This is a genomic window from Rhizobium sp. 05N49, from assembly GCF_056396805.1.
Map to the genome: position 1 here is coordinate 216946 of NZ_JBFTME010000007.1, position 25520 is coordinate 242465.

A 25520-nucleotide genomic window follows, 5' to 3' on the forward strand; every position below is an offset into this window, starting at 1 on the left:
ACGCCCAATGCGCCGAGCGCAGCGGTTGAGCCATTTCGAAGGAACGTTCATGCGTAAGGCCGGCAGTGTTCTCATATGGGCTATGGTGTCGCTTTGCGTGATTGCTCTGATCACGCTGCCCGTCAATCTGCAGACCCAGCTCATCGCCAGCATTACCGTCGTCACGGTCATGGCGCTCATCAAGGTGCTGAAGGGAGAGGGCACATGGCGTCTCGTGGCGCTCGCCTTCGGTACGGCCATCGTGCTGCGCTATGTCTACTGGCGCACGACCAATACGCTGCCGCCGGTCAACCAGCTCGCAAACTTCATTCCCGGCCTGCTCCTCTATCTCGCTGAAATGTATAGCGTGATGATGCTGGCGCTGTCGCTCTTCATCGTCGCCACCCCGCTGCCGCCGCGTCCCTCGCGCGCCGGCAAGCTCGAGCGTTTCCCCCATGTCGATGTCTTCGTGCCGTCCTACAACGAAGATGCCGGCTTGCTTGCCAATACGCTTGCCGCCGCAAAGGCAATGGATTATCCGGCCGACAAGCTGCATGTGTGGCTGCTGGATGATGGCGGCACGCTACAGAAGCGCAATTCCGGCAAGCTGATCGAAGCGCAGACAGCCGCGGCCCGCCACGCCGAGCTCAAGCAGCTCTGCGTCGATCTTGACGTCAATTACCTGACGCGTGACCGTAACGAACACGCCAAGGCCGGCAACCTCAACAACGGCATGCAGCATTCGAGCGGCGAATTGATTGCCGTTTTCGACGCCGACCATGCGCCGGCGCGCGACTTCCTTCTGGAAACGGTCGGCTATTTCGACGACGACCCGAAGCTCTTCCTTGTCCAGACGCCGCACTTCTTCATCAATCCGGATCCGCTGGAGCGCAACCTTCGGACCTTTGAAAAGATGCCGAGCGAGAACGAAATGTTCTACGGCATCATTCAGCGCGGTCTCGACAAGTGGAACGCCGCATTCTTCTGCGGCTCGGCAGCGGTGCTGAGCCGCCGCGCGCTGCAGTCCACCAACGGTTTCAGCGGCATCAGCATCACCGAAGATTGCGAGACCGCGCTTGCCCTGCACGGCTCCGGCTGGAACAGCCTCTATCTCGACAAGCCTTTGATCGCCGGGCTGCAGCCCGCCACCTTCGCAAGTTTCATCGGTCAGCGCAGCCGCTGGGCGCAAGGCATGATGCAGATCCTGCGCTTCCGCTTTCCGCTTCTCAAGCGCGGCCTCACGCTGCCGCAGCGCTTCTGCTACATGTCCTCATCGTTGTTCTGGCTGTTCCCGTTCCCGCGCACGATCTTCTTGTTCGCGCCGCTCTTCTATCTCTTTTTCGATCTCGAGATCTTCACGGCCTCCGGCGGCGAATTCCTGGCCTATACGCTCGCCTACATGATCGTGAACCTGATGATGCAGAACTACCTCTACGGGTCGTTCCGTTGGCCGTGGATTTCCGAACTCTATGAATATGTGCAGACGGTTCACCTGTTGCCAGCTGTCGTCTCGGTCATGCTCAATCCGCGAAAGCCGACCTTCAAGGTCACCGCCAAGGACGAATCCATCGCCGTCAGCCGCTTGTCGGAAATCAGCAGGCCCTTTTTCGTCATCTTCGCGGTGCAGATCATCGCCGTCGCGATCACCATCTACAAGATCTATGCCGAACCCTATAAGGCGGATGTCACGCTCGTCGTCGGCGGCTGGAATATCATCAATCTCATCCTTGCCGGCTGCGCGCTCGGCGTGGTCTCGGAGCGTGGGGAGAGGGCGTCCTCCCGCCGCGTGCGCGTCAATCGGCGCTGCGAATTCGGCGTCGGCGACCAGTGGTACACCGCCTCGATCGAGGACGTCTCTGTCCACGGCGCGCGCCTGCACATCTTCAGCAAGCATTTTGATGCGGTGCAGGTTGGAGCGCTCGGCGAGATCCGCTTCCGCCCCTATAGCGGCGCCGATCTCGAAACCTTGCCGCTCATCGTCCGCAACATCGAACCGTCTGGCGATATCACCAATGTCGGCTGCCAGTATCAACCGAAGAGCGCGTTGGACCATCGCCTCATCGCCGATCTGATCTTCGCCAATTCGGATCAATGGACGCAGTTCCAGGCCTCGCGCCGGCGTAATCCCGGCCTCATCAGAGGCACCATCTGGTTCCTCGGCCTCTCGCTCTATCAGACGAGCCGTGGCCTGGTTTATTTCTTCCGCAGCATGCGCCCGGAACGTGAGGAGCATCGACAGCAGCAGGCGGCAAAGGCGAACGCCGGATGAGAAAACTCTTCACCGCCTCCCTTCTCCTGATCGGCACATCGGTTCTCGCTTATGCGCAGACCGCTCCCTTCGACATGTCCGGTGAGCGCCCGGCGGGTGCGCCGCCGGTCAAGCCGCGCCTGACGCTTCCGGCGCAGCCCGCGCAGCCTTCCCAGCCCGCACCGGCCCCTGTTCCCGTCGTTCCGCAGACTGTTGCTCCGCAGCCGGTACAGCCTTCCGCGCCGGCGCAGAGCCAGGCGCCCACGCCCGCAGCGCCGCCGGTTAGCGTCATTCCCGCAACCCCCGCACCAGCGCCTGCACCTCCATCGGCGCCGGCGGTGCCATCCACCCCTGTTCAGGCCCAGCCGCAGGCGGCCACCCCTGTCATCCGTCCTGCCGCGGCCGCTCCACAGGCCGGCGATTTCAGGCGCTATATCGTGCCTTTCTCCGAGCTCGGCCTTGGTGGTGAATACGACCGCAGGTCATGGTCGATCTATCTGACGACAGAGCAGGCAGCAGCGAAGGCGCGGTTCACCTTCACCTATCAGAATGCCATCGTCGTCGCTCCCGAAGCATCGCAGCTGACCGTGTTCATCAACAACCGTATTATCGGTCAGCAGCAGGTCGGTTCGCCCGACAGTCCTTCGGCAGTCAGCTTCGATGTTCCTCCGGGTCTGCTCCAGCCCGGTGCCAATCTCATCACTTTCGAGGCCAATCAGCGTCATCGCACCGATTGCAGCATCGACTCCACCTATGAGCTCTGGTCGAACATCGATCCGGCCGGTACCTATCTGAGCTTTGCCGGCCGCGACGCCAGTCAGCTTTCCGGCACGGATGCGATCCGCGCCATCGGGGTCGATGGCGCAGGCAAGACGGAATTCGATCTCGTCGTTCCGGCGATGGAACAGCCCGGCACCACCAAGCCACTCCTGCGTCTGGCGCAGGGCCTGTCGCTCCTGAGCGGCATGCCGAACCAGGTCTTTGCCTTTAGTGCCGACACTCCGCCAGCAGGTGGTCCCGGCAAGATGGCGGTTTTCGTCGGTACCGCCACCGAGCTGCGTCCGATCTTCCCCAATCTTCCGCAAGGCGCTGAAAGCGCGCCGCTTGCGGCCTTCGTCATCGACCCGCGCAGTGGTTCGCCCGTCCTGTTGATCAGCGGTCCATCCTGGCAGGCGGTTTCCACGGCGATCGATACTATCGTGTCTCCGACCGACCGCGCCCCTGAAGTCCGTCGTGACGTGCTGACCACGCAGCGCTGGAGCGCGCCTGACGCGCCGCTTCTCTTTTCTGATACGAGTATTCCGCTCTCGCAGCTCGGCTTGAAGACCATCGACTTTTCCGGCCGTCGCTTTCGCACCGGCTTCAATATCGCCGTGCCGGCTGACTTTTACGCCAATGCCTACGGCGAGGCGAAAATCCTGCTCGATGCTGCCTATTCCAGCAAAGTGCTTCCCGGCAGTCATATCGATGTCTACGTGAACGGCAACATTGCCTCCACTGTGCCGATAGCAACGACCAATGGCGGGATTTTCCGCCAGCTTCCTATCCGCGTGACCATGCGGCATTTCAAGCCAGGGCTGAATTCGATTGCCATCGAAGCAGTTCTGATGACGGATGATGATGCAGCTTGCGTCCCCGGGGCGACAGCCTCGTCGACGCCGCGATTTGCACTTTTCGATACGTCCGAATTCCATATGCCGGATTTCGCACGCGTCGGGCAGCGACCGAACCTCGCGGCCATGGCCGGCACATCCTACCCCTATGGGCGCAGTCCAGATCCGACGCCGCTGTTCATCGATCGCACCGATGCCGACACGCTGTCTGCCACCGCGACCCTGCTTGGCCAGCTCGCGATCATGGCGGGCCACCCGATCGCGATCGAAACGGTCGCCTCGCCGGGTGTGATCGGTGACCGCAACGCGATTTTCATCGGCTCGATTTCGCAGATGCCGGCAACGGCGCTCACGCAGGTCAATGTCTCAACAGCCAGCCAGGCTTCCTGGCGTCCGGTGACGGATTCCCAGCCGACCGAGATCGACAATGGCAAGGCGCTGGAAGAGTGGCGCTCGCGCATCAGCGGTGGCGCGCTGCAGGGCCGCATTGCCGCGTTCCGCGAATGGCTGCACCGAAACTTCGATATTACCGGCGCCTCGCTGCAATTCGTTCCCACTGCAGAGCAGGTGTTCACGCCGTCGAATGTGGCATCTCTGATGGTCGCTCAGGGCAAGAGCCCGGATGGTGGTGGTACGTGGACTGTCGTGACCGCGCCCTCGGCCAAGGACCTGCGCGAAGGGCTGAGTTCCCTGACCGCCCAGATGAACTGGCCGCAGATTGCTGGCCATGTCACCACCTATTCCAGCCGCACCGGCAAGATCGAGAGCGTGCCGGTCACCCGTTTCGATTTCGTACCTACCGGAGGCCTGTCGATCGCCAACTATCGCCTGATCGCTGCCAACTGGCTGTCGACGAATATTCTCTCTTATTCTTTCCTTTTGGTCGTGCTTTCGCTGCTGATCGGTCTGGTCACGTCCAGAATGCTCTCAAGGCTAGGCAGGTCGAAATGAAGGGCTGGATCGCGACGTTGCTGGCAGGCACGATGATGCTGGCTCTCGCCAGCGAGCCGGCCTTGGCGCAGCAGCCGCGAATCAGCGGCGAGGCATGGGCTGCCTACAAGGCGAAATTCCTCGACCCGAGCGGCCGCATCATCGATAACGGCAATGGCAACATCAGCCATAGCGAGGGCCAGGGCTACGGCCTGCTGCTCGCCTATCTTGCCGCGAGCCCCTCCGATTTCGAGCAGATCTGGTATTTCACCCGCACCGAATTGCTGCTGCGCAATGACGGTCTTGCCGTGTGGAAATGGGATCCGTCTGCCAGCCCGCATGTGACCGACACCAACAACGCGTCCGACGGCGATATACTGATTGCCTATGCGCTTGCGCTGGCGGGCTCTGCCTGGAACCGTACCGATTATATTACCGCGGCCACCCGCATGGCGCAGTCGACATTATCGGAGACCGTGGCCGATTTTTCCGGCCGCACCCTGCTGATGCCTGGCGCGGAAGGCTTCTCCGGCACGGATCGCGACGATGGCCCCGTTATCAACCCATCCTACTGGGTCTATGAAGCGCTTCCGGTCATGGCCGCACTTGCACCGTCCGATCAGTGGCAGAAACTGGCCGATGATGGTCTGTCGCTGCTCAAGGCCATGCAATTTGGCCCGCGCAAGCTGCCCGCCGAATGGGTGAGCCTGAAGCGACAGCCGCAGCCGGCCGACGGTTTCGAGGCAGAGTTCGGCTACAACGCGATCCGTATCCCGCTCTATCTGGCGCGAGGCGGCGTGACCGACAGGGCGTTGCTGACGCGGATCAAGGAAGGCATGACCGAAAACGGGGTGCCGGCTATAATCGACCTCACCACCGGGCGATCGAAGACGCCGCTTTCCGACCCTGGTTATGAAATTGTTAACCACGTTGTGGCCTGTGTATTGGACGGAACCAAACTACCTGCCGAAGCGCTGCAATTTGCGCCCGCCTATTATTATCCTTCAACGCTTCAGCTTCTGGGGCTGGCCTATGTCGGGGAGAAGCATCCGGAGTGTCTGTGAAATCTTCTTTCGTGGCGGTCACGGCAGCGGTCCTTGTGGCGACTCTCATCGCCGGGCTGAAGGACCGCGACGCATTGCAGGAACGTTTCGGCTTCGGTGGCAAGACTCCCGAACTCATGATGATGGGCCGTATCAAGGGGCCGGATACCCCCTCTGGTGAGCCGATCGATGTGCAGACCGTGACGGAGCGGATCCAGGCCGCGACGCAGGATAACTCTGTCGGTCAGGCCCAAAGCGCGGCTCAGACGGACCTGCCCGAGATAAGCCAAGCGCAGACAAGCCAATTGCAGCCGGGCCAAGCTCAGCCAGCCCAAGCCCCGGCAAATCAGCCACAGACAAATCAGGCCCAGCAGCCGGCTCCGGTTCCGGTCGTCCCGCAGACCGCACCACCCTCGGCTGCCTCGGGTGCCGCCACCGCCCCGGCCAATCCGCCGTCTTCTGGCACGGCGGCAAGCCAGCAGCCGGTTGTCGACGTAAGCGCCCTTCGTTATTTTGCGAGCCGCGGCGACAAGCTTCGCCTGCAGGCGGAAATCTCGCGCCTTCAGGCGCTCTATCCGAACTGGGTACCACCTGCTGATCCGCTCGCCATTCCACAAAACGGCGACCGGCAGCTCGAAAATATGTGGCGGCTTTATTCGGAGGGCCGTTATGCCGAACTGCGCAAGGCGATCGCCGATCGTCAGGTCGCCGAAAGTTGGCAGCCGCCAGCCGACCTGCTCGACCGTCTCGATGTCGCCGAATCCCGTGCGCGGCTGGTCAATGCTTCCGATCTCAAGCAATATGCGACGGTCGTCGATATTGCAGCCGAAACCCCGAGTCTGCTGACCTGCGCCGAAATAGATGTGCTCTGGCGCGTTGCCGAAGCATTCGTCGATACGAACAGGCAGCAGCGAGGGCAGGATGCATATACCTATATCCTGAAGAACTGCACCGAGCCGGCCGAGCGCGTGGCGACGATCCAGAAGGCAGCCGCTCTTCTGCCCTATGGTGCGATGCAGTCGCTGCTGTCCCTTGAAAAACCTGCCGATGCCAATGGTGTCAGAGAATTCGACAGCCTGCGCGACGATCTGGCCCGCCGCTTCGTTGCCGACGGCAATGACGATGCCAAGCTCGAGGTCGCTGCCAATTATATCTCCCGCGTTGAGAAGCTTGCCGAAGAGCAGGGGCTGCCTTCGGACGCGCTGCTGCTTGGCTGGTATCAGCTTCGCCGCAACAATGATGCGGATGCCGAAAAGTGGTTCCGCATCGCCCATGACAAGCAGGATTCCGCTGTGGCCTCGCAGGGGCTGGCGCTGGCTCTGATCGCCCGCAAGTCGCCGCAGGAAGCCGAAGACGTCATGTACAAATGGCGTGACGATTCCAAGGATGCGACCGCCACCTATCTTGCCGCGACCGCCAATCTGATGGCCTTGCAGCCGCCGGCCGATCTGAGCGAGGACGTGCTCGGTCGTATCGCCGCTGCTATCATCGAACAGAAATACGTGCCGACGGCCCAGCAGTTCGGCTGGTACGCTCGATCGTTGAACCAGTTCCAGACGGCTGCCCGGTGGTTCGAGACGGGACTGCGTTGGAAGCCGGATGACGAACCGTCCGCTTATGGCCTTGCCGTCACCCGCCAGCAATTGAACGACCGGGCCGGAGTTGCCGAGATCCAGCGTCTCTGGGCGGATCGTTCGGCCCGCATTGCCACGTTGAACGATACAGCCGCCGTTTCACGCAGCAACGCTCCGTTGCCGGCCCCCGGTTCTGCGGCTGGGTCGCAGCCGGCTGTTCAGCCTGCCGCCCCTCAGATCCAGTCTGCGCCGACCGAACGCAGTGCCGCCTTCCAGCCGGAGCCTCAGCCGCCGGCGCAATTTCAATCCCAGCAGCCGCAAGTGCAGCCCCAGCCCGTTGTGCCCGCGAGGCCCACGCGGGCCATGCAGACGGTTGCAGTCGAGCGCGGTCCGCGTCAGCTTCGCGGATGCTCCACCACCATTGATCCCGCCCGCCTCCGGCCCGGCGATGCATTGGCACGCGGCTGGTGCCTGATGGATATCAACAGGCCGATGGAAGCGGTGAAGGCTTTCGAGGCGGCGCTGGCAAGTTCAGTGCGCAAGGATCGTGAGGATGCCGCCTACGGCCAGAGCCTTGCCTATCTGCGCGCCGGCCTTTCCAATAGTGCCGCAGTCGCGGCTACCAAGGCGCCGCAGAATCGCGACCGCGCGTCCGAACTGCAGGTAGCGATCCTTGCCGATCGTGCCCTTGCCGCCTTCCAAGGCGGCCGCTATCGCGAGGCACTCATTTTTCTCGACCAGCGTGCCCAACTGCAGCAAGAGCGGGTCGATCTCATGGTCCTGCGTGGCTACAGCTACATGAATCTGAAAATGTATGGTGACGCCACGCGAGTTTTCGAAGCTGCTGCTGCTACCGGCAATCGCGATGCTACACGAGGCCTCGCGGATGTGAGGAGCATCACCCATCCCGAGGTCAACGACTAAAGCCTACGCAGTCATTCAGATCGCTTGCGACGCTCTCGGTCCTTGTCTGACGCACCGTTGCAGAGTTTTGCGCGACATGCTTTCGGTTGACGTCGCTCATGCGCTCGGCTAGTCGCGGAGGGCCCTCCGGCTTTCCGCTTCGCAAGGAACTTCCCTTTGTCCGCTTCCCACCGCGTTCTCGACAAGACTTACGATGCCTTCCTTTTTGACATGGACGGCACGTTGCTGAACTCCATCGCCGTCGTCGAGCGCGTCTGGGGCGAGTGGGCGCTTCGCCACGGTTTCGAGCCTGAGGTCCTTTTGAAGACCATCCATGGTGTTCGCGCGTCCGACGTCATCCGCCAGCTCGGTCTTCCCGGTGTCGATCCGATCGCCGAGGCAAAACTGCTTTTGAAAGAGGAGATGGAGGATTTCGAGGGCATCATCGAGATCCCGGGCTCCATCCGTTTCCTGAATGCACTGCCCTCGGATCGCTGGGGGATTGTCACGTCGGCGCCGATCGAACTCGCCCTCCGCCGCATGGCGGCAGCGGGCATTCCCATGCCGAAGATGATCGTCAGCGGCGAAGAAGTCTCGTCAGGCAAGCCGAGCCCGGAATGTTATCTGCTGGGCGCGAGCCGTCTCGGGGTCGATCCCGCCCGTTGCCTGGTGTTCGAGGATGCGGTTGCAGGTATTCTCGCCGGCGAGGCAGCCGGAGCTGACGTCGCCGTCATCACTGAGACTCATGCGACGCCTTTCGAGACGCCGCATTTCACGATCGCCAACTATACCGGCTGGCAATCGCGTGTGACGGCCGACGGCAAGCTCTCGCTCTCGGCAATGTAATCCGGCGGCAAGAATGGTCTGAGGGCAGGGCGTCAAAATTTGTAGCCGACCCCGATCATCACGACATGCTGGTCGAAGTCGCCGTCGAGCCCGAGCAGGTCGGCGCTGCCGTAGTCATTGTAGCGATATTCTAGCCGGCCGAAGACGTTGTTGGTGAAGGCATAGTCGACGCCGGCGCCGATCGTCCAGCCGGACAGCGTATCCCTGTCGCTGCCGGCAGGACCATCGATATGGGCCTGCGCACCCGTCCAGCCTGCTGCACCATAGATCAGCGCGCGATCGATCGCATAACCGAGCCGGGCGCGGACGGAGCCGGCAGTTTCGAGGCCGACTTCGAACGGGCCGACATCGGACTTGTTCCAGTTGTACGAAATGTCGCCTTCGATGCCGACGACGAAATTATTGTCGAACTGCCAGTTATAGCCGACGAAGCCGGTGATCAGCCCACCGTTCATGTCTTCGGAAAAGACGTCGAAATCGCCGTTGGCCCAGGTCGGCCCGCCGCCGACACCGGCATAGAAACCTGACCATGTGAAAACCGGTGTGATCTCGGCTGCCGGTGCGGCCGGAATAGCGTCGATGGCATCAGCCGCCATGGCCGAGCCGGCGAGGCCGGTAACAAGGAAGCCGGCAACTGTGGCGGATACGAAGCGGAGTTTCATGATTTCCCCCTGCCGGGAAGAGCCCGGCTGAAAGCTCGTTCAAGATCCGGTTGCCCGGATGAAACCGGCGCATGGCGCATCTCGGCTGCAGGCGAGCGACCTGCAAAATCATGCGTTTCTAACGCGATCTTTGGGGAAAGGTTCCGGGGAGGCGCCGGGCGTGACGACAGACAGCAACCGGCAGGGCTCAGAGCTTGACGCGATTGCCCTTGTTGTCGAGCATCTGCAATACCTGACCATCCGTCTTGATCGAGACGCAGTCGGTCTGCTTGTTGGGGAAAAGTATGCAGATCTGACCGTCTGAAATTTTATAGCCGTTCTTGTTGCCCCGACGGTATTCATAGCCATTCGAGGCTTTCCGCAAGTCGCTGGCACCCTTCAGAAGCTGACGGATTTCGTTTTCCCTGGCGTTTCGAAACCGGGCTTTTTCTGCCAATGCAACATGTGAAGAGGCCAATGTTATGATCATGCCGATGAGAAGTGAGCGGCTTGGCAGCATGTGATAAACTCCGGGCATGGTCGACAGGAAATGGAAGAGAGTGAAATGATCAGGGTTGTTCTTGCCTTAGCTTTAGCAATGCTCGCCGGTAATGCAATGGCCGTTGATCCGACAAATCCGCGGGTCAGCCGGCAGAACTCCCAGGATTGCCGACGCCTTCCCGAGCGCTGCGCCGGCGACGACCGCAACCGCAATCGCCGCGACTATTACCGCGACAACACCCGCCAGGGCTCCGGCCAATACATCTACCGCGGCGAGCGCCGCATATGGACGGATGAATCGCGCTGAGGGCACAAGGCACCCGTCAGCGACTTCAGACCTTGGTCCGTGTCGGGAGTTCAGCGACTATGGTATTCGCCGCGGCAGGAGTGGTTGGAGAACCAAGGGAAAAGAGATGCAGACATCGATCGTCGCTGAACTGCAGACCGCGCGAAGCAATGTTGCAACGCTTGGAGCAGCCGACCGCCGTGTGATTGTGGCGCGCATCCACAGTTACCTGCAGGAATACCGGGACGATATTCTCGGGCATGTGCCCGCAGACCGGTGCATGTGGATCGAGCGACTTATCGGATCGCTTTCGGTCAAGGCCCCACAGATCGCCTCGTTGAGCAACGAGGAATTTCACTCGGTTCTTTCCGAATTCGAAAAACTTCTCGCCTTGCTCGAAGACCTGACGTCCTCCTGGGACGGGCTACCCCGTACGATTCACTGAGAGATTAGCGCACACACATTTTGGACGATGATGTATTGGTTGTCGGGCGCAAGCAGGAGGAGGAGCGGTTTGTTGCCCTAAAAGATTTGAGCGGGGCACCGCTAGTGCATATGCGGCAGGAGCCGCCAGCTTGCGCCGTCCGTCCGGCTTTCAAGTTCTGTTGGTTTTTTGACTGAGATTTCAAGGGATTAAATGGTCGGGGCGACTGGACTCGAACCAGCGACCCCTTGACCCCCAGTCAAGTGCGCTACCGGGCTGCGCTACGCCCCGACCTGCCGAAACGGCTTGCTTCTGTTAGACTTTTCGGTTTTTGGACGCAAGGGAAAAATGCCGCCGTGATCATAAAACGGAACTTGTCCAAGAGAATGTCTGCTGTCGAGCTTCTTTCCTGCCCTTCGGTGCTGGACGGCATGYTCGCAATCCGCCGATGACTGCCGAAAAAAGTCTGCGCACATGCGGCAATAACCCTTGCATACGCCGGCGCAGCATGGAAATCCTTCGGCTCGTGAGCAATGCGGCGCCAAGCCGGGCCAGCACTCTGCCGAAATATTATAGATTTTCGGTTGTAGTTTTTAAGGCGCTAAATTGGCGGTAAAATATTTCCTTAATATTTCTGCCCAATATCCCTACTTAACAGAGGTGGTTTATTTCACTTGCAGCAGAATCTACCTGTGATTGAGGCTGGCGCGCGTGATATTTCCAATTTTAGATTATTTGAAAATGAAATTTGTTCGCAATTTTGCTGCTGAGCGTGTAAAGAAGGGAAATCGTGGAAAAGCATAGTTCTGGGCTTATGACGATCGACAGTAATAGACACGATTGCCGGCAGACCCTTGCCGCTGCATTTAAAACCCTCTCCGACGAGGCCGTGAAAGCGGGCTGGCCGGAAGAGGATGTTGCTCTTGCGCTTGCCGAACTTGCCGAAGCACATGTGGCCGAGGTCGGCGCCAAGGTGATCGTCGAAGGCTTTTACCAGTCGCAGGCTCTATGCCGCGAGCAGACGGCTAAAATTCCGCGCTGAATCCTGAGCGGCCTTTGAAATCTCACAGCAACAGGCCGGCTATCCTGGCCGCCGACATGAAAGACGCCTGCGCTGCGCGAGGGCTTCGCAGCCCATCCATTGCATCAAGGCAGTGCTGGAGTGCTATGCGGTATTCGCGACCGCGCTTGGCCGGCCAGCGCTTGAGATATTCGACGGCTTCCCACGCGGTTGAAACGATCAAGCTGTTGCTTGGAGATATGACCCTGACGGGCGAGGGGAAGCGTTTTTCGCTCACGGCTTTCTCATTCCATTTGAATTCCAAACGGCCCGACGCGCGAGACAAGAGATTGTTCCCGACGATCTTAATTTGCATAGTTGCTAAAATTTTGGGCCGCRCGCATAATAAAAATAAGGCTGGCAGGGAGGGCGTCGGCTGCGCAGGATGATGCGTCATGCCCTCTGAGGGAAATGCGGCGCGATGTTGAAATCGTCAGTTCATCCCCAGGATTTACCGCTCTTTTCGGAAGATATAGACCTGTTGTCGCAGGTTCTGAATCAGGTTTGCGATGACAGCGGCATTACTCCCCGCACACCGGAAGCTGACAGGATCGGCGCTGCCCTCATCCAGCTCTACAAGCAAGGCGTGAAGGACAGCGGCAAGCTGACCATCCTCGCCAAGACCTATCTCTAAGGCGTCCTGGTCAGAATGCCTCAAGCTGAGCAGGAGGGTTCCACGCTCAGTTCTGCTCGATCGAGACCCCGTCCTTGCCGATGTTCATCTCGATGCCCTGAGGCTTGCTCTCCTCGTGATAGACGTAGGCGCCAAGGCCGACGACCAGGACGACGAGCGCGCCGATGACAAGATAAAGACCGCTGTTGCGATTCAAGACAGGCTACCCCCAACACGTTGACAGGACAGCCGAAACGCCCGAGAGAGCGCTTGGTTCCGTCAGTCGTCGTTGGCTGCGTTGAGGTTTTCCGGTCGGATGCCGTCATCGTTGGATGTCCGGGCGCGCAGGCGTATGCCAGGGCCTCCCTCGTCCTGATTGCCGCTGGYGATGAAGATGATGCCGCGGGCCTCCAGCGCATTGCGCACATCGATCATGGCGCGCGTCTCTCCTGCCCATTCGCCGTTTTCCAGCGCTGTCACCGTTTCGACGGAAAGTCCTGCATGTGCAGCGAGGTCCTCGATGCTCATGCCGATCATGGCGCGAGCGCCGCGTATCTGTGTTCCTGTAATCATGCCCGAAACTTAGCGCCTTTGCCGAACTTCTCAAGTGGTTGCGAGCGGGCTGAACGCCTGTGGCGAACTTCCAGCGCAGCACAGCCCCATACGATTCCGAACAGCAGGTAGACGTGGCGCCAGTGGTCGATGTCGATGACGTTGCCGATTGTCGCGTGGCCAAGGACGGAGATCCACGCGACCATGAGGAAAGGCTGCCATGGCCGGTCGAGCAGCATGTTGCGGAAGCCGAGAGTGAGCGTCCAACACAGCATGCCGACATAGCTGACGAAGCCCAGCCAGCCGTAAGTGGTCAGCGATTTCAGCCAGATATTGTGCTCGTCTTCCGGAAACATCGTGCCGAAGACGAGCGGCCCGATACCGAGCGGCCGCTCCATCATCATCTGGAAACCGATGCGATGGCGGTCGAAACGGCCGAGATGCTCGCCGTCATATTGCTGTACGAGCTGGGCGCGGGCGGAGAAGAGCTCGCTGACCTTGGGGACCTGCAGCGCCACCACCAGCGAGGCGGCCATCAGGATGATGGCGCCAAGTGACAGGATCAGCACCCTGAGCCGGAAAGCGCCGCTGCGCTCCTTCAGCAGCATGATGAAGATCAGTATCAACACGGTGACGGCGAAAAGACCCCAGGCGGCACGCGAGAAGGAGAGGAAGATGCCGAGCGCCAGGATGAGCAGCGCTCCCGCCTTGATCGGCAAGGTTCTGAGATTCCCGGCGAGAATGCCGTGGACGAGGTAGAGCGCCGGTGGCACGAGAAAGGGACCGAAAACGTTCGGATCCTGGAAAGCGCCCTTGGCGCGGTCGTAAAGCGTGAAGACTTCCGAGCCCGGAAAGGCGTGGAAATAGCCGAGGATGCCGAGCATGGAGGTGATCACCGCCGCAAAGCTCCAGGCATTGAAGATCAGCGGCAGCCGCTTATGGCTGTCCTCGATAATGGCGGCATAAAAGATCGAGGTCAGCGCCAGGAAGGTGGAGACGGCAATATACATCGGGCCGGTCGCCAGGTCCCGCATCTGGGTGAGCGACAGCATGCCGCCTATGTTGAAAGTGAGCAGCAGTGCCAGGAGCGGCGCGGTGGTGCGGGATATCTTCAGGCCGAGGATGAACCACAGACCGACCAATCCTGCCATCCAGAGTTCATAAGGTGCCGGCTCGTCGATGACGAAGCCCGAAAGGAAGACGCCGAAAGCGACCGCCGCCGAGCCGATGAGGCGCAGCGTCAGCCGTTGCGGCTGCGCTACGCGCACAAGGGAGGCGTCGATCGTGCTCAATAGGCGTTTTCCGTGTTGAGCAGCCGGATAGGCGTCAGGAACAGGATCTTGAGGTCGAACCAGAGCGACCAGTTCTCGATGTAATAGAGGTCGTAAGCCGTGCGGAACTTGATCTTGTCGTCATTGTCCACCTCGCCGCGCCAGCCATTAATCTGCGCCCAGCCGGTGACGCCTGGCTTGACGCGGTGGCGGGCAAAATAGCCGTCGACGATATCGGCAAAGGCACGGTCGTGCGCCTGGGCGAGCACGGCATGCGGGCGCGGGCCGACCAGCGAAAGCTCGCCCTTCAGCACGTTGAAGAGCTGCGGCAATTCGTCGATCGAGGTTTTGCGAATGAAGCGCCCGACGCGGGTGACGCGGGGATCCCCCTTGGTCACGGCAGCCTTCGCGCTCGGGTCGCTCATGCTGGTGTACATGGAGCGAAACTTGAAGACGTTGATGACTTCATTGTTGAAGCCATGACGCTTCTGCATGAAGAAGACAGGTCCTTCCGACGTCATCTTCACGGCAATCGCCGTTGCCACCATGATCGGCCACAGCAGGCAGAGAGCGATGAAAGTGAAGAAGATATCGAAAGCGCGCTTTGCAACGGAATCCCAGTCGCGGATCGGCTTCTTGAAGATGTCGAGCATCGGCACGTCACCGACATGCGAATAGGCGCGCGGACGGAAACGCAGGCGATTGGCGTGAGCCGCAAGGCGGATATCGACCGGCAGCACCCAAAGCTTCTTCAGGAGCTCGAAGATGCGTGCTTCGGCAGACAGCGGCAGTGCAATGATCAGCATGTCGATGCGCGTCATCCGCACGAACTCCACGAGTTCGCTGACCGTTCCGAGCTTCGGATAGCCGGCGACCATGATCGGCGAGCGCTTCTCGCCGCGGTCGTCGAAGATGCCGCAGATGCGAATATCGTTGTCCGCCTGCTGCTCCAGCATGCGGATCAGTTCCTTGGCCGGTTCGCCGCCGCCGACGATGACGGCGCGGCGCTCCATGATGCCGTTGCGCGCCCAGTTGCGTACGCCCTGTGCCACGAGGAAGCGTTCGACAACCAGGAAAATCGCTCCTGCAGCGAGCCAGATGGCGTAGGATTCCGCAGTCGCCGCGCTAAGCCCGCGGATGAGCGAGAAAGCGCCTGAAGTCAGCAGGAAGACGACGGCAAATGCCGCGAATGCACGCGGCAGATATCGCACACGGGCTCTGAGAGCCGGAATGGAATAGGTATCGGCAAGCTGAAGCGCTACCACGGTCAAGGCCGCAACGATCGCCGCCATGACGGCCCGCATCAGGATGCCGTCGCTGCCGTCGCCGGGCGCGAAATAGAAGGCGACGAGGCCGATGACGAATTGCGTGAGGAATTCCAGCAGTCGCAACTGGCCGATAATGATTGTCGGCGAATAGGTTCCGTCACGGAACTGCTCGGCAATCTGGCGTGCATAGGGATTGATGCCAGGTGTCTCACCGGCCGCGTGCGCGGAGGTGCCGCTGCGTGTCTCCATATCGGAGACCTGCTTGCGCAGGGCTTCGACGTCGAACTGTCCGCTCTTTTCCAGCTTGTTCATGGGGCTTCATCGCTCGTTGATGTGAGCGGGATAACAGAAAGCCCCTAAGAAACATTTACGAGGCGGCCGGACTTGCCTGTGCCGCAGCGGGATTGACGAGTTCGCCGTAGAGTTTCAGCACCTCGCGGGCCATGACCGGCGCGGAGAAGATCGATTTGACCGCATCAGGAGAGGGCATGACCTTGTCGTGCCAACCAGGTACCGTCAGTGCTTCCGCCATCACCCGCGCCAGATCATCGGAATCTCCCGGTGTCACCAGCGCGGGACTATTCGCCCCGAGCACCTCCGGAATGCCGCCAACGCGCGAGGCGATGACGGTCTTGCCGGCGCCGAGCCCTTCCAGCACGATATAGGGCATGGCTTCGGCGCGGGAGGGAACGACGAGGTTCTGCGCCATGGAGAAGGCATCCTTCACGCGCATGGCGGGCAGCATGCCGATGCGCTTGCCGAGACCGCGCTCCACCATCATCTCGCGATAGCGGTCGCGTTCCGGTCCGTCACCGATCATCAGTGCCGAAAGCGGCCGGCCGAGCAGGCGCTCGGTCTTGGCGAAGGCATCGATGAAGAGATCCGGTCCCTTGAGGTCGCGCAGCATGCCGACATAAATGAAGTGCACGGCATCCGAACGGGTCGGAATGTCGGAAAAATCCCGCGCGCCGATACCGTTATAGATCAGACGGTTGGTGACCCGCGGGCGGCCCACCTTGGTCGCATAGGTCTGGCGTTCGTAGTCGCAGATGAAGACCAGTGCATCGGTAAAATATTCCTGCAGCCGCTCCATGCGCAGCACGAACTGGCCGAGCATGGAGGCGCGGGAATAATGCAGGCTTCCGCCATGCGCAGTATAGAGGCGGGCTACGCGATACCTGTTGACCCGCAGGGCTGAGCCGGCAAGCCGCGCAAGCACACCGCCCTTGGCGCCGTGCCCATGCAGCACATCCGGCCGCAAACTCCTGATTTCCTTGAACGTGTTCCAGAGAACCATCATGTCCGACGGGCTGATGGACCGCCTGATCGGAATACGTGTCAGGCCGAGCGAGAGATAGGGGCGGATATCGTCGAAGAGACGATCCTCATATTCGCCGCCGGTCGAACTGTCGCAGATGATGCCGATTTCGTGCCCCGCCCGGCTGTGTTCTTCGACCAGGTCGCGGACATGGCGGAAAATTCCGCCGACCGGCGACCGGAAGCAGTGAAGAATGCGGAGGGGCCTCTGTTCTGGCATCGGCTAGAAGAGCCGTTCACGAACATAGATCGTGTCGCCGGCGATGATCGGGCCGGAAATATTGACACGGCCCGTCAGTACCTGTCCGTTGATCTTGCGCGTGACGTCGACCATGCTCTGGTTGGCACGGCTGGAAAAGCCGCCGGCAACGGCGATGGCGTTCTGCACGGTCATGCCGGGAACATAGGCATATTGGCCGGGCTGGCCGACTTCGCCCATGATGTAGACGGAGCGATAGCGGTCGACATCGATGGTGACATCGGGGTCGCGAAGATATCCCTGCTGCAGCTTCTGCGCGATCTGGCCGGAAAGCTGCTGCAGGGTGCGGCCACGGGCAGGGACCTGGCCGATAAGCGGGAAGGCGATATAGCCGGCCTGATCCACCGTATAGGTGTTGGTCAGCGTCGCTTGATCGAAGACGGTGATGCGCAGGCGGTCGCCGCTATCGAGTGAGTAGGGCTGGATCGTCGCCTGGTTGAAGGCCTTCGGCGCCGGCCGATAGGTGGTGCAACCGCCCAATGCAGCCGTCATGGCGGCGAGGCTCATAGCCATCAATGTCTTGGGCTGGACGAAGGGCATCCGCTTGCTCACAGGAAGATAAATCGGTCGAGCCGTTATCGATCTATTAGGGTTAATGCCCGGTAAAAAAAACCGCCGATTTCCGCAAATCCTTTATCAGATCCGTCTCATCTGCGAGGGATTTGCCATTAACCGTTGAGTTACCATGGTCGTTTACGCTTGCGGCAGTTTGTATTGGAGTAATGAGTATGTCCCGCGTAGCGAGTGATCAGGATGTGGACATCGACCTCGGCCAGCTTGTGCGCGCGGTCTGGGCCCGTCGCCTGAAGATATTGACGATCACCGCATTGGGTGCGGCTGTCGCATTTGCCGGCGCCAAGATAGTTTCGCCGCAATATCGCAGCGAGACGCGCGTCCTTATAGAGCCGCGCGCTCCCGCATTCGCTAGTACACAGACCAACGACGCCAGTGCCGGRCCRCTGCTCGACGAGYTGAATATCKCSAGCCAGGTGCAGATCCTGCAGTCGGCRGAYCTCATCAARCAGGTCATCAACAATCTGAAGCTCTATAATCTGCCGGAATTCGATGCGGCTGCGAACGGGTCCGCGCTCACTGATATACTCGTGGCGCTGCACCTGAAGAAAAACCCGCTGGAAAACCCGCCGGAAGAGCGCGTCATCGACGCCTTCACGCAGCGCCTGCAGGTCTATCAGGTGCCAGGCTCGCGCGTCATCGGCATCACTTTCACCTCCAAGGATCCGAAGCTCGCCGCCAGCATTCCGAACGCCATGGCGCAGGTCTACCTGGCAATCCAGAGCGGTGCCAAGCTCGCTTCCAACACGGAGGCCACGCGCTGGCTCGAGCCGGAGATCGACAACCTGCGCCAGAAGGTGGGCGAGGCCGAGAAGAAGGTCGCCGATTACCGCACCACCCATGGTCTGCTGCAGACCAACGGCACCACGACCTTTACTGCACAGCAGCTCAACGATATCTCCATCGAGCTGACCCGCGTGCGCACCGACAAGGCGAATGCAGAGGCGAGGGCGCAGGCCGTGCGCAACGCGCTGTCTTCGGGTGAAGCCTCCGATACGCTAAGTGACATCATGTCATCGCAGTCGATCCAGCGGCTGAAGGCGACCGAATCCGGGCTGCAGTCGCAGATTTCCGATTTGCAGACGAGCCTGCTCAACAACCATCCGCGGCTGAAGAGCCTGCGCGCCCAGCTTGCCGATATACGGACGCAGATCCGGCAGGAAACGCAGAAGATCCTCGCCAGCATCGAGAACGAAACCAAGGTGGCCGATCTGCGTGCCAAGGAGCTCGAGCAGCAATCCGATACGCTGCAGGCCAACAGTGCCAGGGCGGGCGAGGATGCCGTGGGTCTCAACGCACTGGAGCGGGAGGCGAATGCCCAGCGCCAGCTTCTCGAAACCTACCTCGTTCGTTACCGCGAGGCTGCTTCCCGTGCCGACCGCAATTCCAGCCCGGCAGATGCGCGCATTGTTTCCAAGGCGATCGAACAGGTCGATCCTTATTTCCCGAAAGTGGTGCCGATCGTCGTGGTCGCGGCTGTCGCGACGCTCATCATGAGCGCAATCGTCATCATGCTCTCCGAACTCTTTAGCGGTCGTGCACTGCGTCCAGTCGAGGCCAATGTCGGGGCCACCGACGTCGAGGCCACGAATATCGCTGAGAGGGTCGAGGAGGAAGGGCAGGGCGAGGCAGCGCCTGTTCCCGCCCCGAAGCTCGTCAGGCCGAGCATGCTGACGGCAGCCATGGATGATGAGGAGGAGCCGGAAGCGGAGCCCGTAGAGGAAGCGCCTGCCGACGACAACGAATTCTCCGTTTCGTCCGTCGCGAGCTATCTGACCGACTGCCGCGCCCCCCTTGCCGTCTCCATATCTCCGAATGGTGACAATGGCTCGGCGGCAACCGTCGCCCTGGCGCGTGTGCTCGCCGATACCGGACGCCGCGTGATCCTGGTGGACATGACCGGCAGCGGCTATCCGAGCGAACTGATGGCGGAAAATCCCGAAGCACTGGGCGTTACCGATCTTCTCTGCGGTGAGGCTGCCTTCGGCGAGACGATCCATGGCGACCGTATGTCGGACGCGCATCTGATCCCGCAGGGTGTGAGCGATGTGCGCCGCGCCATGCGGGGCGTCGACAGGCTGTCGCTGCTGCTCGATGCGCTGACATCGGCCTATGATATCGTCATTGTCGAATGCGGCGCGGCTGATGTCGCCGGGGTTTCGCGGCTGACGCGCAGCAAGGAAATCGAGATCATCCTGTCGCTGCCCGAAATCGATGAGGCTGCTTTCGTCGGCCTCATGCAGGATTTCCAGAGCGCCGGTTACGAGCGCGTCGTCCTGATGTCGGGCGGCGAGGAGGCTGCCATGCGCAGCCCCGCGCGCCATGCCGCCTGATCTTCAGCCGCGCTTGGCCCGGATGTTCTGGGCGAATTTATAGAGACCGGGGCGGGCCTTGATGAAGGCCTTGCCACGGGTGATCGCCCGATGCGCGATGCCGGCAGCGACGCCGATGCCGGAGATCGGCAGGACCACATCGTGATGGTCGGTTTCGATCGGCGCCCAGGAGCGCTTGTAGGTCTGATCACCGAGGCCGAAATCGAAGAGCGCGACTCCCTTGCCGTGCAGGCTTGAAATCATTTGCCAGAAGAGGAATTCGCCGGGGCTTGCATCAGCAATCAGATCCTCGTCGATCGCGCCGAACTGGCAGATGACGTGGTCGCCCTTGCGGGAAATCCCTGACAGGGCGGCAATACGTCCCTCATAGTCGCCCTTCAGGCGGAGAGCGCGCATCTCTAGGCCGAAGTCGTCTCCATTCCGCTTGTCGATGAGGCCGTGCAGGAAGGCTTTGGTCGGCGCATCGGCAAACACGTCGGGCAGGCCGAGCGAGGCGAAGCGCGCACTTTTCAGGCGGAAGAACATGTCGAGCAGTTCGTGTTGCTCCGAGGGCGCTTCCGGCGCGATGTAGTCGAAGCCGCCGATTGCTTCCAGCCGCCGGCTTTGCGCGCGGAATTTCTTGCGCCTGCTTTTCGCGTTCAACTGCTGCAGCGTCTTTTCGAATGTATCGAGGAGCGGAAGCTGGTAGGCGTGATTCTGGTTCTGCACCATGGGCAGGCCGGCGAGCATGTTGCGGCGGCTGCGCCATTCTAGCGGGATATTCTGCAAAAGAAGCAGGTCGGCCTTGCCGGCGAGTGCCGTGCGAAGACGAGCGGCAAGCTTGTGACTGTCAAGCAAGCCGCTGTCTTCGGCAAAGGCGTCGGAGACGAGGCCGGTGTTGATGTTGCTGTGGTCGGCGCCGATGAATTTGGCGATCCGCATGCCGCGGGAGCTGACGATCTCTACCGGCAGGATGAAGGCGGTATGGGTGCCGCACCTGCCGCGCAGGATAGCGAGCGGCCGGCGGAAGGCTGCCACCCAGGAGCTGCACCAGTCATAGCTCTGATGCAGCGAGGAAAGATCATCGCGTTCCAGTCTGCGCCATTCCGCCTCAAGCGGCTCCATCGTATCGAAAAGCTCGATCTCGAGTTCGGCCATGGCGAGTTTCATGCTCAGCTGCCGCAGCCGGGAAATGCCGGCTTCGGCCTGCGCTGCAGCGTCGAACGGTTGCTCGGGAACGTCGTGCCTCTGGGTCTGCACGGGTCTTCTCCAGTCGATAAGTTGCTGGAGGGCAAGCTAGGGCGCCAAGACGTATAATTGGTTTAACCGAGGCCCGCGCCCGGGCTTTTCCGCAGATCAGGGTTATTCTGCCGTTAATCAGCTATTGCTGCTTCGGGCCGGCCATCCACTTGATGATGACCATGGCCGGCAACACCCAGAGCAGGCCGGTGAGCGCGAAGTAAAGCAGATGTCCCCACCAGGGCGCGTTGCCGAGTGTGGCGACCGCGATCGTATTCGCCACAATCGCATAGAAAAGCACGAGGATGATGATCAGGATCGTGCCGATGAATTTGCGAAGGCGGATGGGCATCGTATAACTTTCGAACGGATGGGATTGAGCCGGCGCGACGGCATGCCGCAAAGGTTCGGGGCTTGTTTTGCATCAGCCGGTGGGGCAAATCAACTGCCGGATAAAAGGAGAGATCATGGCCGTCGCGAACCTGAGCCCGGAGCAGGCGATCCGCACTGAAGTGCGCAGGCAGGACAATAACCGCCGCGCCGTGCGCATCTGGCTGGGCTTCGTGCTCTTGGCGCTCTTCTGTCTAGTGCTCGTGGGCGGTGCGACGCGGCTCACCAATTCCGGCCTGTCCATCACCGAATGGAAGCCGATTCATGGCGTCATCCCGCCGCTGAACGCTGCCGAGTGGGAAGAGGAATTCAAGCTGTACCAGCGCATTCCCGAGTTCCAGCAGCTCAACAGCGACATGACGGTCGACCAGTTCAAGGGCATCTTCTGGTGGGAATGGGCGCACCGGCTGATCGCGCGCGGCATCGGCGTCATCTTCGCGCTGCCTCTGATCTTCTTCTGGGCGACCGGCCGTATCGAAAAGCGCCTGCGCTGGCCGCTTGCCGGCATCCTCGCGCTGGGCGGCCTGCAAGGCTTCATCGGCTGGTGGATGGTCTCGTCCGGCCTCTCGGTGCGCACGGATGTCAGCCAGTACCGGCTGGCTACTCACCTGGTCATGGCCTGTCTGATCTTCGCCTCCTGCATTTGGATCATGCGCGGGCTCTCGCCGCATTCCAGCGATCCGGCTCCGACGACGAATTCCCACCGCTGGGCGGCGGCGATTGCCATATTCTCGCTCTTCCAGATCTATCTCGGCGCGCTGGTCGCCGGCCTCGATGCCGGCTTTACCTACAATACCTGGCCGCTGATGGACGGCGCCGTGGTGCCTGGCGATCTCTTCATCCAGCAGCCTTTCTGGATCAACCTCTTCGAGAACCCGAAGACCGTACAGTTCATTCACCGTCTCGGCGCCTACACGCTCTTTGCGATCGCTCTCATCAATATGGTGATTGTCCTGCGCGCGGCATCCTGGACCACCCATGCGCGCCGTGCCGTGGTGCTCTTTTCGCTAATCACGATCCAGGCCGCGATCGGTGTCACCACACTGCTGCTGGAAGTGCCGCTGCACTGGGGCCTGCTACATCAGGCAGGCGCCCTCGTGGTCTTCGGTTTTGCCGTCGCCAACTGGCGCGGCTATTACGGCGAATATCCCCGCGCCACTGCGATCGCCGAGCGCGACTGAGCCGACGCGTCTGATCATCCACCAGCCCTTTCACGCAGTCGGAGATCGCAATTCATCCGCCCTCGGGCGGGCGCCATCAGAGACCTTGGAAAGGAAAGGGCTCGGCGTCCTTGAAATCGGCTGTCGCGTCCCCCGCAAAAGTATGTGCCTGATCGGCACCGAGATCGAGCCTCTTCACCTTGCCCGTTTCCTTGGAGAAATCGATCTTCTTCAGGTCGACCCAGAACGTGTTCGGCGTCATCGCGGACTCGAAGAAATAGAGATCTCTCTTGTGGTCGAAGACGGTGCGCCAGCGCGTCGACGACAATTCCGGCTGATCCTGCGCCGATATGCCGAGCGGAACAGAGACGTTCCTGATGACACCGAAAACGCTCGCCAGCGTGCGGTCGGGTTCGCCGCTCTGGGGGATGGCCTTGATCAGGAAGGAGGCGCGGGCAAAGCGATCCGCCGCGCGGCCGGTTCCCGGAAGGAAGACCGTGCCGCCGATACCCTCCCAGTAGGTGTTGAGCGCCAGTTGCTCATCGTAGGTCGGGGAATTGGYCATCACCTGGTACTGACGGCCGTGATGGATGATCTGTTTTCCGTTTACATATTCGACAATGGCGCTGTCACCGCTGGAATCGGAGAGCGACAGATGCAGGGTCGTCAGCCTGTTTTGCCCCGGCACATTATCGGTCACGATCGTGAAGGGCTCTTTCTCCAGTGCCGCGACCGCCTCACTCACCGTCGCGAAATTGTCGAGCGCATATTGGGCCCAGGCGGCAATCGTCAGGCCCGGTTTGCTGCCGGCGTCAAATTTCGGATATTCGGATTCCGTCAGCCAGAGAAGATTGGCGACGAGGCCGGCCTCGTTCGCCCCGTCCGTGGTCGATACGTCATAGCCGGTCGCCACCACCGACCCGTATTTCGCCGTCCAGCTGATGGAATTCGGCCCGGCCTCTCCGCTGCGCGATATGCCGCGCGGCAGGATGTAGAGGTTTGTGCCGATATCGTATTTCCAGTCCATCGACCGGGCGGTAATGACATTGCCGCCTTCCCCGAGGTAGACCATGCGGGTGCAGGCATTCGCCTGGTAGGGCGTCATCACCTGAATGCCAATAAGCGTAATTGCTGCAAAACGTCCCAGAATATTCGATTGCATGATCGCAAGTCTCCCGGCTGGATCATTCAAAGAATAGGCGCCATCTGCGTCGCCTCTATCGCACGTTGCGTTTTGAATATGCACGCTTCCTGCGCTTATCTCAACTTGGGAATTGGCGTCCAAAACGCCCCCCGCCAGGTAGTCAGCCTCTCGGAAGAGTGAACGGTATCAAGGCCATGTCGTGCTAAGCTATAGGTCGGCCAATGTGTGATCTATTAGGGGGGACTCGGATGAACCGATTTCGCACATTCATAATGGCAGGCGCGCTGATCACGCTTTCTACGATCGCCTCGGGCTGCACATCGACGGCGCAATACGACTACGGCGAGGATACATCCTTCAACCCGGCTTGCGCCGGTGGTTTCCGTCCCAGCGATAATCGTCCCTGCTCGTATTGAGCCGTCAGGTTCACCAGGTTCCGACAAGGGATGAAGCTGCCAGCAATAGCCCGGTCAGGATATTCGCAAGGAACAAGCGGTAGTTCACATCCGGGCGGGCGAGGTCGATCCGCCGGACTTGCCACGCAAGGTGTGCGGCTATGACGAGCATTCCAAATGCGTAGGGCAGGGACATGCCGGATAACCAGCCACCGACCGACCAGGCAGCAATCGTCGATGCATAGAAAAGACCGATAATGCGCTTGCCGCGCTCGCCGAACAGGATCGCCGTCGATTTCAATCCGAGCCGTGTATCGTCTTTCACATCGACATAGGCATAGACGGTGTCGTAGCCGATCTGCCAGGCGATGGCTCCCGCCCACATGAGGACGGCGCCGGCGGGAATCGCGCCGGCAATTTCCGCCCAGGCCATGAGCATGCCCCAGTTGAACGCTGCGCCGAGCACTGCCTGCGGCCAATGGGTAAAGCGTTTGCAGAACGGATAGACGAACACCAACGGCAGAACGCAAAGGGCAACCAGCCGCGTATAGGGCGTCAGGAACAACAGGAGGGACGCCGCCAGGGCGAGTTCGATAGCCAGAAAGGTCATTGCCTGACCAACGCCGATCTGCCCGCTTGCCAGAGGCCGGAAACGGGTGCGCTCGACATGGCCGTCAAATTTCCGGTCGGCAATATCGTTGATCGTGGAGCCGGCGCTTCGCATCAGCAGGGCGCCGAGCGTGAAGACGGCGAGCTGCCGGACATCGGGCAGGCCATGAGCGGCCTGAAACAGAGCCGCCCAGCAAGGAAACAGCGTCAGCCAGATTCCAACCGGGCGATCGAGCCGCGCGAGCCTCGTGTAAGGTCGCCATGTGCCCGGTAACAGCCGGTCCACCCAGTCGCCCTGATGAATATCACTCAAGTCCGGGCGGTTTGACGGGTTCATCGCGTGATCCGGTTATTTTCAAAAATTCTCGAT

24 protein-coding genes and 1 tRNA gene are annotated in these 25520 nt (G+C 60.7%); 11 read left to right on the plus strand and 14 right to left on the minus strand.

Translation table 11 applies throughout. The annotated features are described in order from the left end of the window. The first annotated feature begins 49 nt into the window (after nucleotides 1-49). The 5 genes from bcsA to AC1DF8_RS16525 all read left to right on the plus strand — a co-directional run bounded on the left by bcsA (nucleotide 50) and on the right by AC1DF8_RS16525 (nucleotide 9136). Entirely contained in the window at nucleotides 50-2248 is a 2199-nt protein-coding gene (bcsA, locus tag AC1DF8_RS16505; RefSeq protein WP_112544796.1) for a UDP-forming cellulose synthase catalytic subunit, read from the plus strand. Continuing rightward, nucleotides 2245-4791: a cellulose biosynthesis cyclic di-GMP-binding regulatory protein BcsB gene (locus AC1DF8_RS16510; RefSeq protein ID WP_478154190.1), complete on the plus strand. Its 2547-nt coding sequence runs from the start codon at nucleotides 2245-2247 to the stop codon at nucleotides 4789-4791. The genes bcsA and AC1DF8_RS16510 overlap by 4 nt, the downstream gene beginning before the upstream one ends. Next, nucleotides 4788-5834, plus strand: a complete 1047-nt coding sequence (locus AC1DF8_RS16515) for a family 8 glycosyl hydrolase (protein ID WP_478154191.1) — start codon at nucleotides 4788-4790, stop codon at nucleotides 5832-5834. Before AC1DF8_RS16510 ends, AC1DF8_RS16515 begins: the two co-directional genes overlap by 4 nt. After that, the gene (locus AC1DF8_RS16520) at nucleotides 5831-8311 is read left to right on the plus strand and encodes a tetratricopeptide repeat protein (RefSeq protein ID WP_478154192.1); all 2481 of its coding nucleotides are present in this window, start codon (nucleotides 5831-5833) and stop codon (nucleotides 8309-8311) included. The genes AC1DF8_RS16515 and AC1DF8_RS16520 overlap by 4 nt, the downstream gene beginning before the upstream one ends. Nucleotides 8312-8467: 156 nt before the next feature. Next, nucleotides 8468-9136, plus strand: coding sequence for an HAD family hydrolase (locus tag AC1DF8_RS16525; protein WP_112544625.1), 669 nt, complete (start codon nucleotides 8468-8470; stop codon nucleotides 9134-9136). 32 nt (nucleotides 9137-9168) lie between these two features. On the opposite strand, the gene AC1DF8_RS16530 is transcribed toward AC1DF8_RS16525, so the two are convergent. Together AC1DF8_RS16530 and AC1DF8_RS16535 are read right to left on the minus strand one after the other, a co-directional pair. Continuing rightward, complete coding sequence (locus AC1DF8_RS16530; protein ID WP_112544623.1) at nucleotides 9169-9798, minus strand: outer membrane protein; 630 nt, start codon at nucleotides 9796-9798, stop codon at nucleotides 9169-9171. Nucleotides 9799-9985: 187 nt separating this feature from the next. Continuing rightward, the gene (locus AC1DF8_RS16535; protein ID WP_112544622.1) at nucleotides 9986-10297 is read right to left on the minus strand and encodes a hypothetical protein; all 312 of its coding nucleotides are present in this window, start codon (nucleotides 10295-10297) and stop codon (nucleotides 9986-9988) included. 45 nt (nucleotides 10298-10342) lie between these two features. On the opposite strand from AC1DF8_RS16535, the gene AC1DF8_RS16540 reads away from it, so the two are divergent. Both AC1DF8_RS16540 and AC1DF8_RS16545 read left to right on the plus strand, forming a co-directional pair. Further along, nucleotides 10343-10585, plus strand: a complete 243-nt coding sequence (locus AC1DF8_RS16540) for a hypothetical protein (protein ID WP_162729903.1) — start codon at nucleotides 10343-10345, stop codon at nucleotides 10583-10585. Nucleotides 10586-10691: 106 nt separating this feature from the next. Next, complete coding sequence (locus tag AC1DF8_RS16545; RefSeq protein WP_478154193.1) at nucleotides 10692-11009, plus strand: hypothetical protein; 318 nt, start codon at nucleotides 10692-10694, stop codon at nucleotides 11007-11009. Nucleotides 11010-11202: 193 nt separating this feature from the next. Here the strand turns inward: AC1DF8_RS16545 and AC1DF8_RS16550 are convergent. Then, nucleotides 11203-11279: transfer RNA gene (locus AC1DF8_RS16550), tRNA-Pro, on the minus strand. 523 nt (nucleotides 11280-11802) lie between these two features. Here AC1DF8_RS16550 and AC1DF8_RS16555 point away from each other — a divergent pair. Then, on the plus strand, nucleotides 11803-12030 hold the full coding sequence (locus tag AC1DF8_RS16555) for a hypothetical protein (protein ID WP_112544616.1): 228 nt from the start codon (nucleotides 11803-11805) through the stop codon (nucleotides 12028-12030). Nucleotides 12031-12052: 22 nt separating this feature from the next. Here the strand turns inward: AC1DF8_RS16555 and AC1DF8_RS16560 are convergent, their stop codons facing one another. Beyond that, nucleotides 12053-12286, minus strand: a complete 234-nt coding sequence (locus AC1DF8_RS16560; RefSeq protein WP_029869177.1) for a DUF982 domain-containing protein — start codon at nucleotides 12284-12286, stop codon at nucleotides 12053-12055. 183 nt (nucleotides 12287-12469) lie between these two features. On the opposite strand from AC1DF8_RS16560, the gene AC1DF8_RS16565 reads away from it, so the two are divergent. Further along, on the plus strand, nucleotides 12470-12682 hold the full coding sequence (locus AC1DF8_RS16565) for a hypothetical protein (RefSeq protein WP_029869178.1): 213 nt from the start codon (nucleotides 12470-12472) through the stop codon (nucleotides 12680-12682). 46 nt (nucleotides 12683-12728) lie between these two features. Here AC1DF8_RS16565 and AC1DF8_RS16570 read toward each other — a convergent pair whose 3' ends face one another. From AC1DF8_RS16570 to AC1DF8_RS16595, 6 genes are all read right to left on the minus strand, one after another. After that, the gene (locus tag AC1DF8_RS16570; protein WP_478154194.1) at nucleotides 12729-12878 is read right to left on the minus strand and encodes a hypothetical protein; all 150 of its coding nucleotides are present in this window, start codon (nucleotides 12876-12878) and stop codon (nucleotides 12729-12731) included. Between the two features lie 62 nt (nucleotides 12879-12940). Further along, nucleotides 12941-13234, minus strand: a complete 294-nt coding sequence (locus AC1DF8_RS16575) for a helix-turn-helix domain-containing protein (RefSeq protein WP_478154195.1) — start codon at nucleotides 13232-13234, stop codon at nucleotides 12941-12943. Further along, entirely contained in the window at nucleotides 13231-14505 is a 1275-nt protein-coding gene (locus tag AC1DF8_RS16580; RefSeq protein ID WP_113208797.1) for an O-antigen ligase family protein, read from the minus strand. Before AC1DF8_RS16580 ends, AC1DF8_RS16575 begins: the two co-directional genes overlap by 4 nt. Next, nucleotides 14502-16064, minus strand: a complete 1563-nt coding sequence (locus tag AC1DF8_RS16585) for an undecaprenyl-phosphate glucose phosphotransferase (RefSeq protein ID WP_478154196.1) — start codon at nucleotides 16062-16064, stop codon at nucleotides 14502-14504. The genes AC1DF8_RS16580 and AC1DF8_RS16585 overlap by 4 nt, the downstream gene beginning before the upstream one ends. A 55-nt stretch (nucleotides 16065-16119) precedes the next feature. Next, nucleotides 16120-17289, minus strand: coding sequence for a glycosyltransferase (locus tag AC1DF8_RS16590; protein WP_112968048.1), 1170 nt, complete (start codon nucleotides 17287-17289; stop codon nucleotides 16120-16122). Nucleotides 17290-17292: 3 nt separating this feature from the next. After that, on the minus strand, nucleotides 17293-17868 hold the full coding sequence (locus tag AC1DF8_RS16595; protein WP_029869137.1) for a polysaccharide biosynthesis/export family protein: 576 nt from the start codon (nucleotides 17866-17868) through the stop codon (nucleotides 17293-17295). Nucleotides 17869-18056: 188 nt separating this feature from the next. On the opposite strand from AC1DF8_RS16595, the gene AC1DF8_RS16600 reads away from it, so the two are divergent. Then, complete coding sequence (locus tag AC1DF8_RS16600) at nucleotides 18057-20234, plus strand: GumC family protein (RefSeq protein WP_478154197.1); 2178 nt, start codon at nucleotides 18057-18059, stop codon at nucleotides 20232-20234. 3 nt (nucleotides 20235-20237) lie between these two features. Here AC1DF8_RS16600 and AC1DF8_RS16605 read toward each other — a convergent pair whose 3' ends face one another. Together AC1DF8_RS16605 and AC1DF8_RS16610 are read right to left on the minus strand one after the other, a co-directional pair. Beyond that, nucleotides 20238-21473 carry a GNAT family N-acetyltransferase gene (locus AC1DF8_RS16605; protein ID WP_478154198.1) on the minus strand — a complete coding sequence of 412 codons (1236 nt, stop codon included), beginning with the start codon at nucleotides 21471-21473 and terminating at the stop codon, nucleotides 20238-20240. Between the two features lie 121 nt (nucleotides 21474-21594). Next, entirely contained in the window at nucleotides 21595-21804 is a 210-nt protein-coding gene (locus tag AC1DF8_RS16610; protein WP_029616260.1) for a DUF2842 domain-containing protein, read from the minus strand. 115 nt (nucleotides 21805-21919) lie between these two features. On the opposite strand from AC1DF8_RS16610, the gene AC1DF8_RS16615 reads away from it, so the two are divergent. Beyond that, entirely contained in the window at nucleotides 21920-23023 is a 1104-nt protein-coding gene (locus AC1DF8_RS16615) for a COX15/CtaA family protein (protein WP_478154199.1), read from the plus strand. 76 nt (nucleotides 23024-23099) lie between these two features. On the opposite strand, the gene AC1DF8_RS16620 is transcribed toward AC1DF8_RS16615, so the two are convergent. Together AC1DF8_RS16620 and ubiA are read right to left on the minus strand one after the other, a co-directional pair. Next, complete coding sequence (locus tag AC1DF8_RS16620) at nucleotides 23100-24164, minus strand: linear amide C-N hydrolase (protein ID WP_478154200.1); 1065 nt, start codon at nucleotides 24162-24164, stop codon at nucleotides 23100-23102. A 408-nt stretch (nucleotides 24165-24572) separates the two neighbouring features. Further along, entirely contained in the window at nucleotides 24573-25487 is a 915-nt protein-coding gene (gene ubiA, locus AC1DF8_RS16625) for a 4-hydroxybenzoate octaprenyltransferase (protein WP_478154201.1), read from the minus strand. Nucleotides 25488-25520 lie beyond the last annotated feature (33 nt).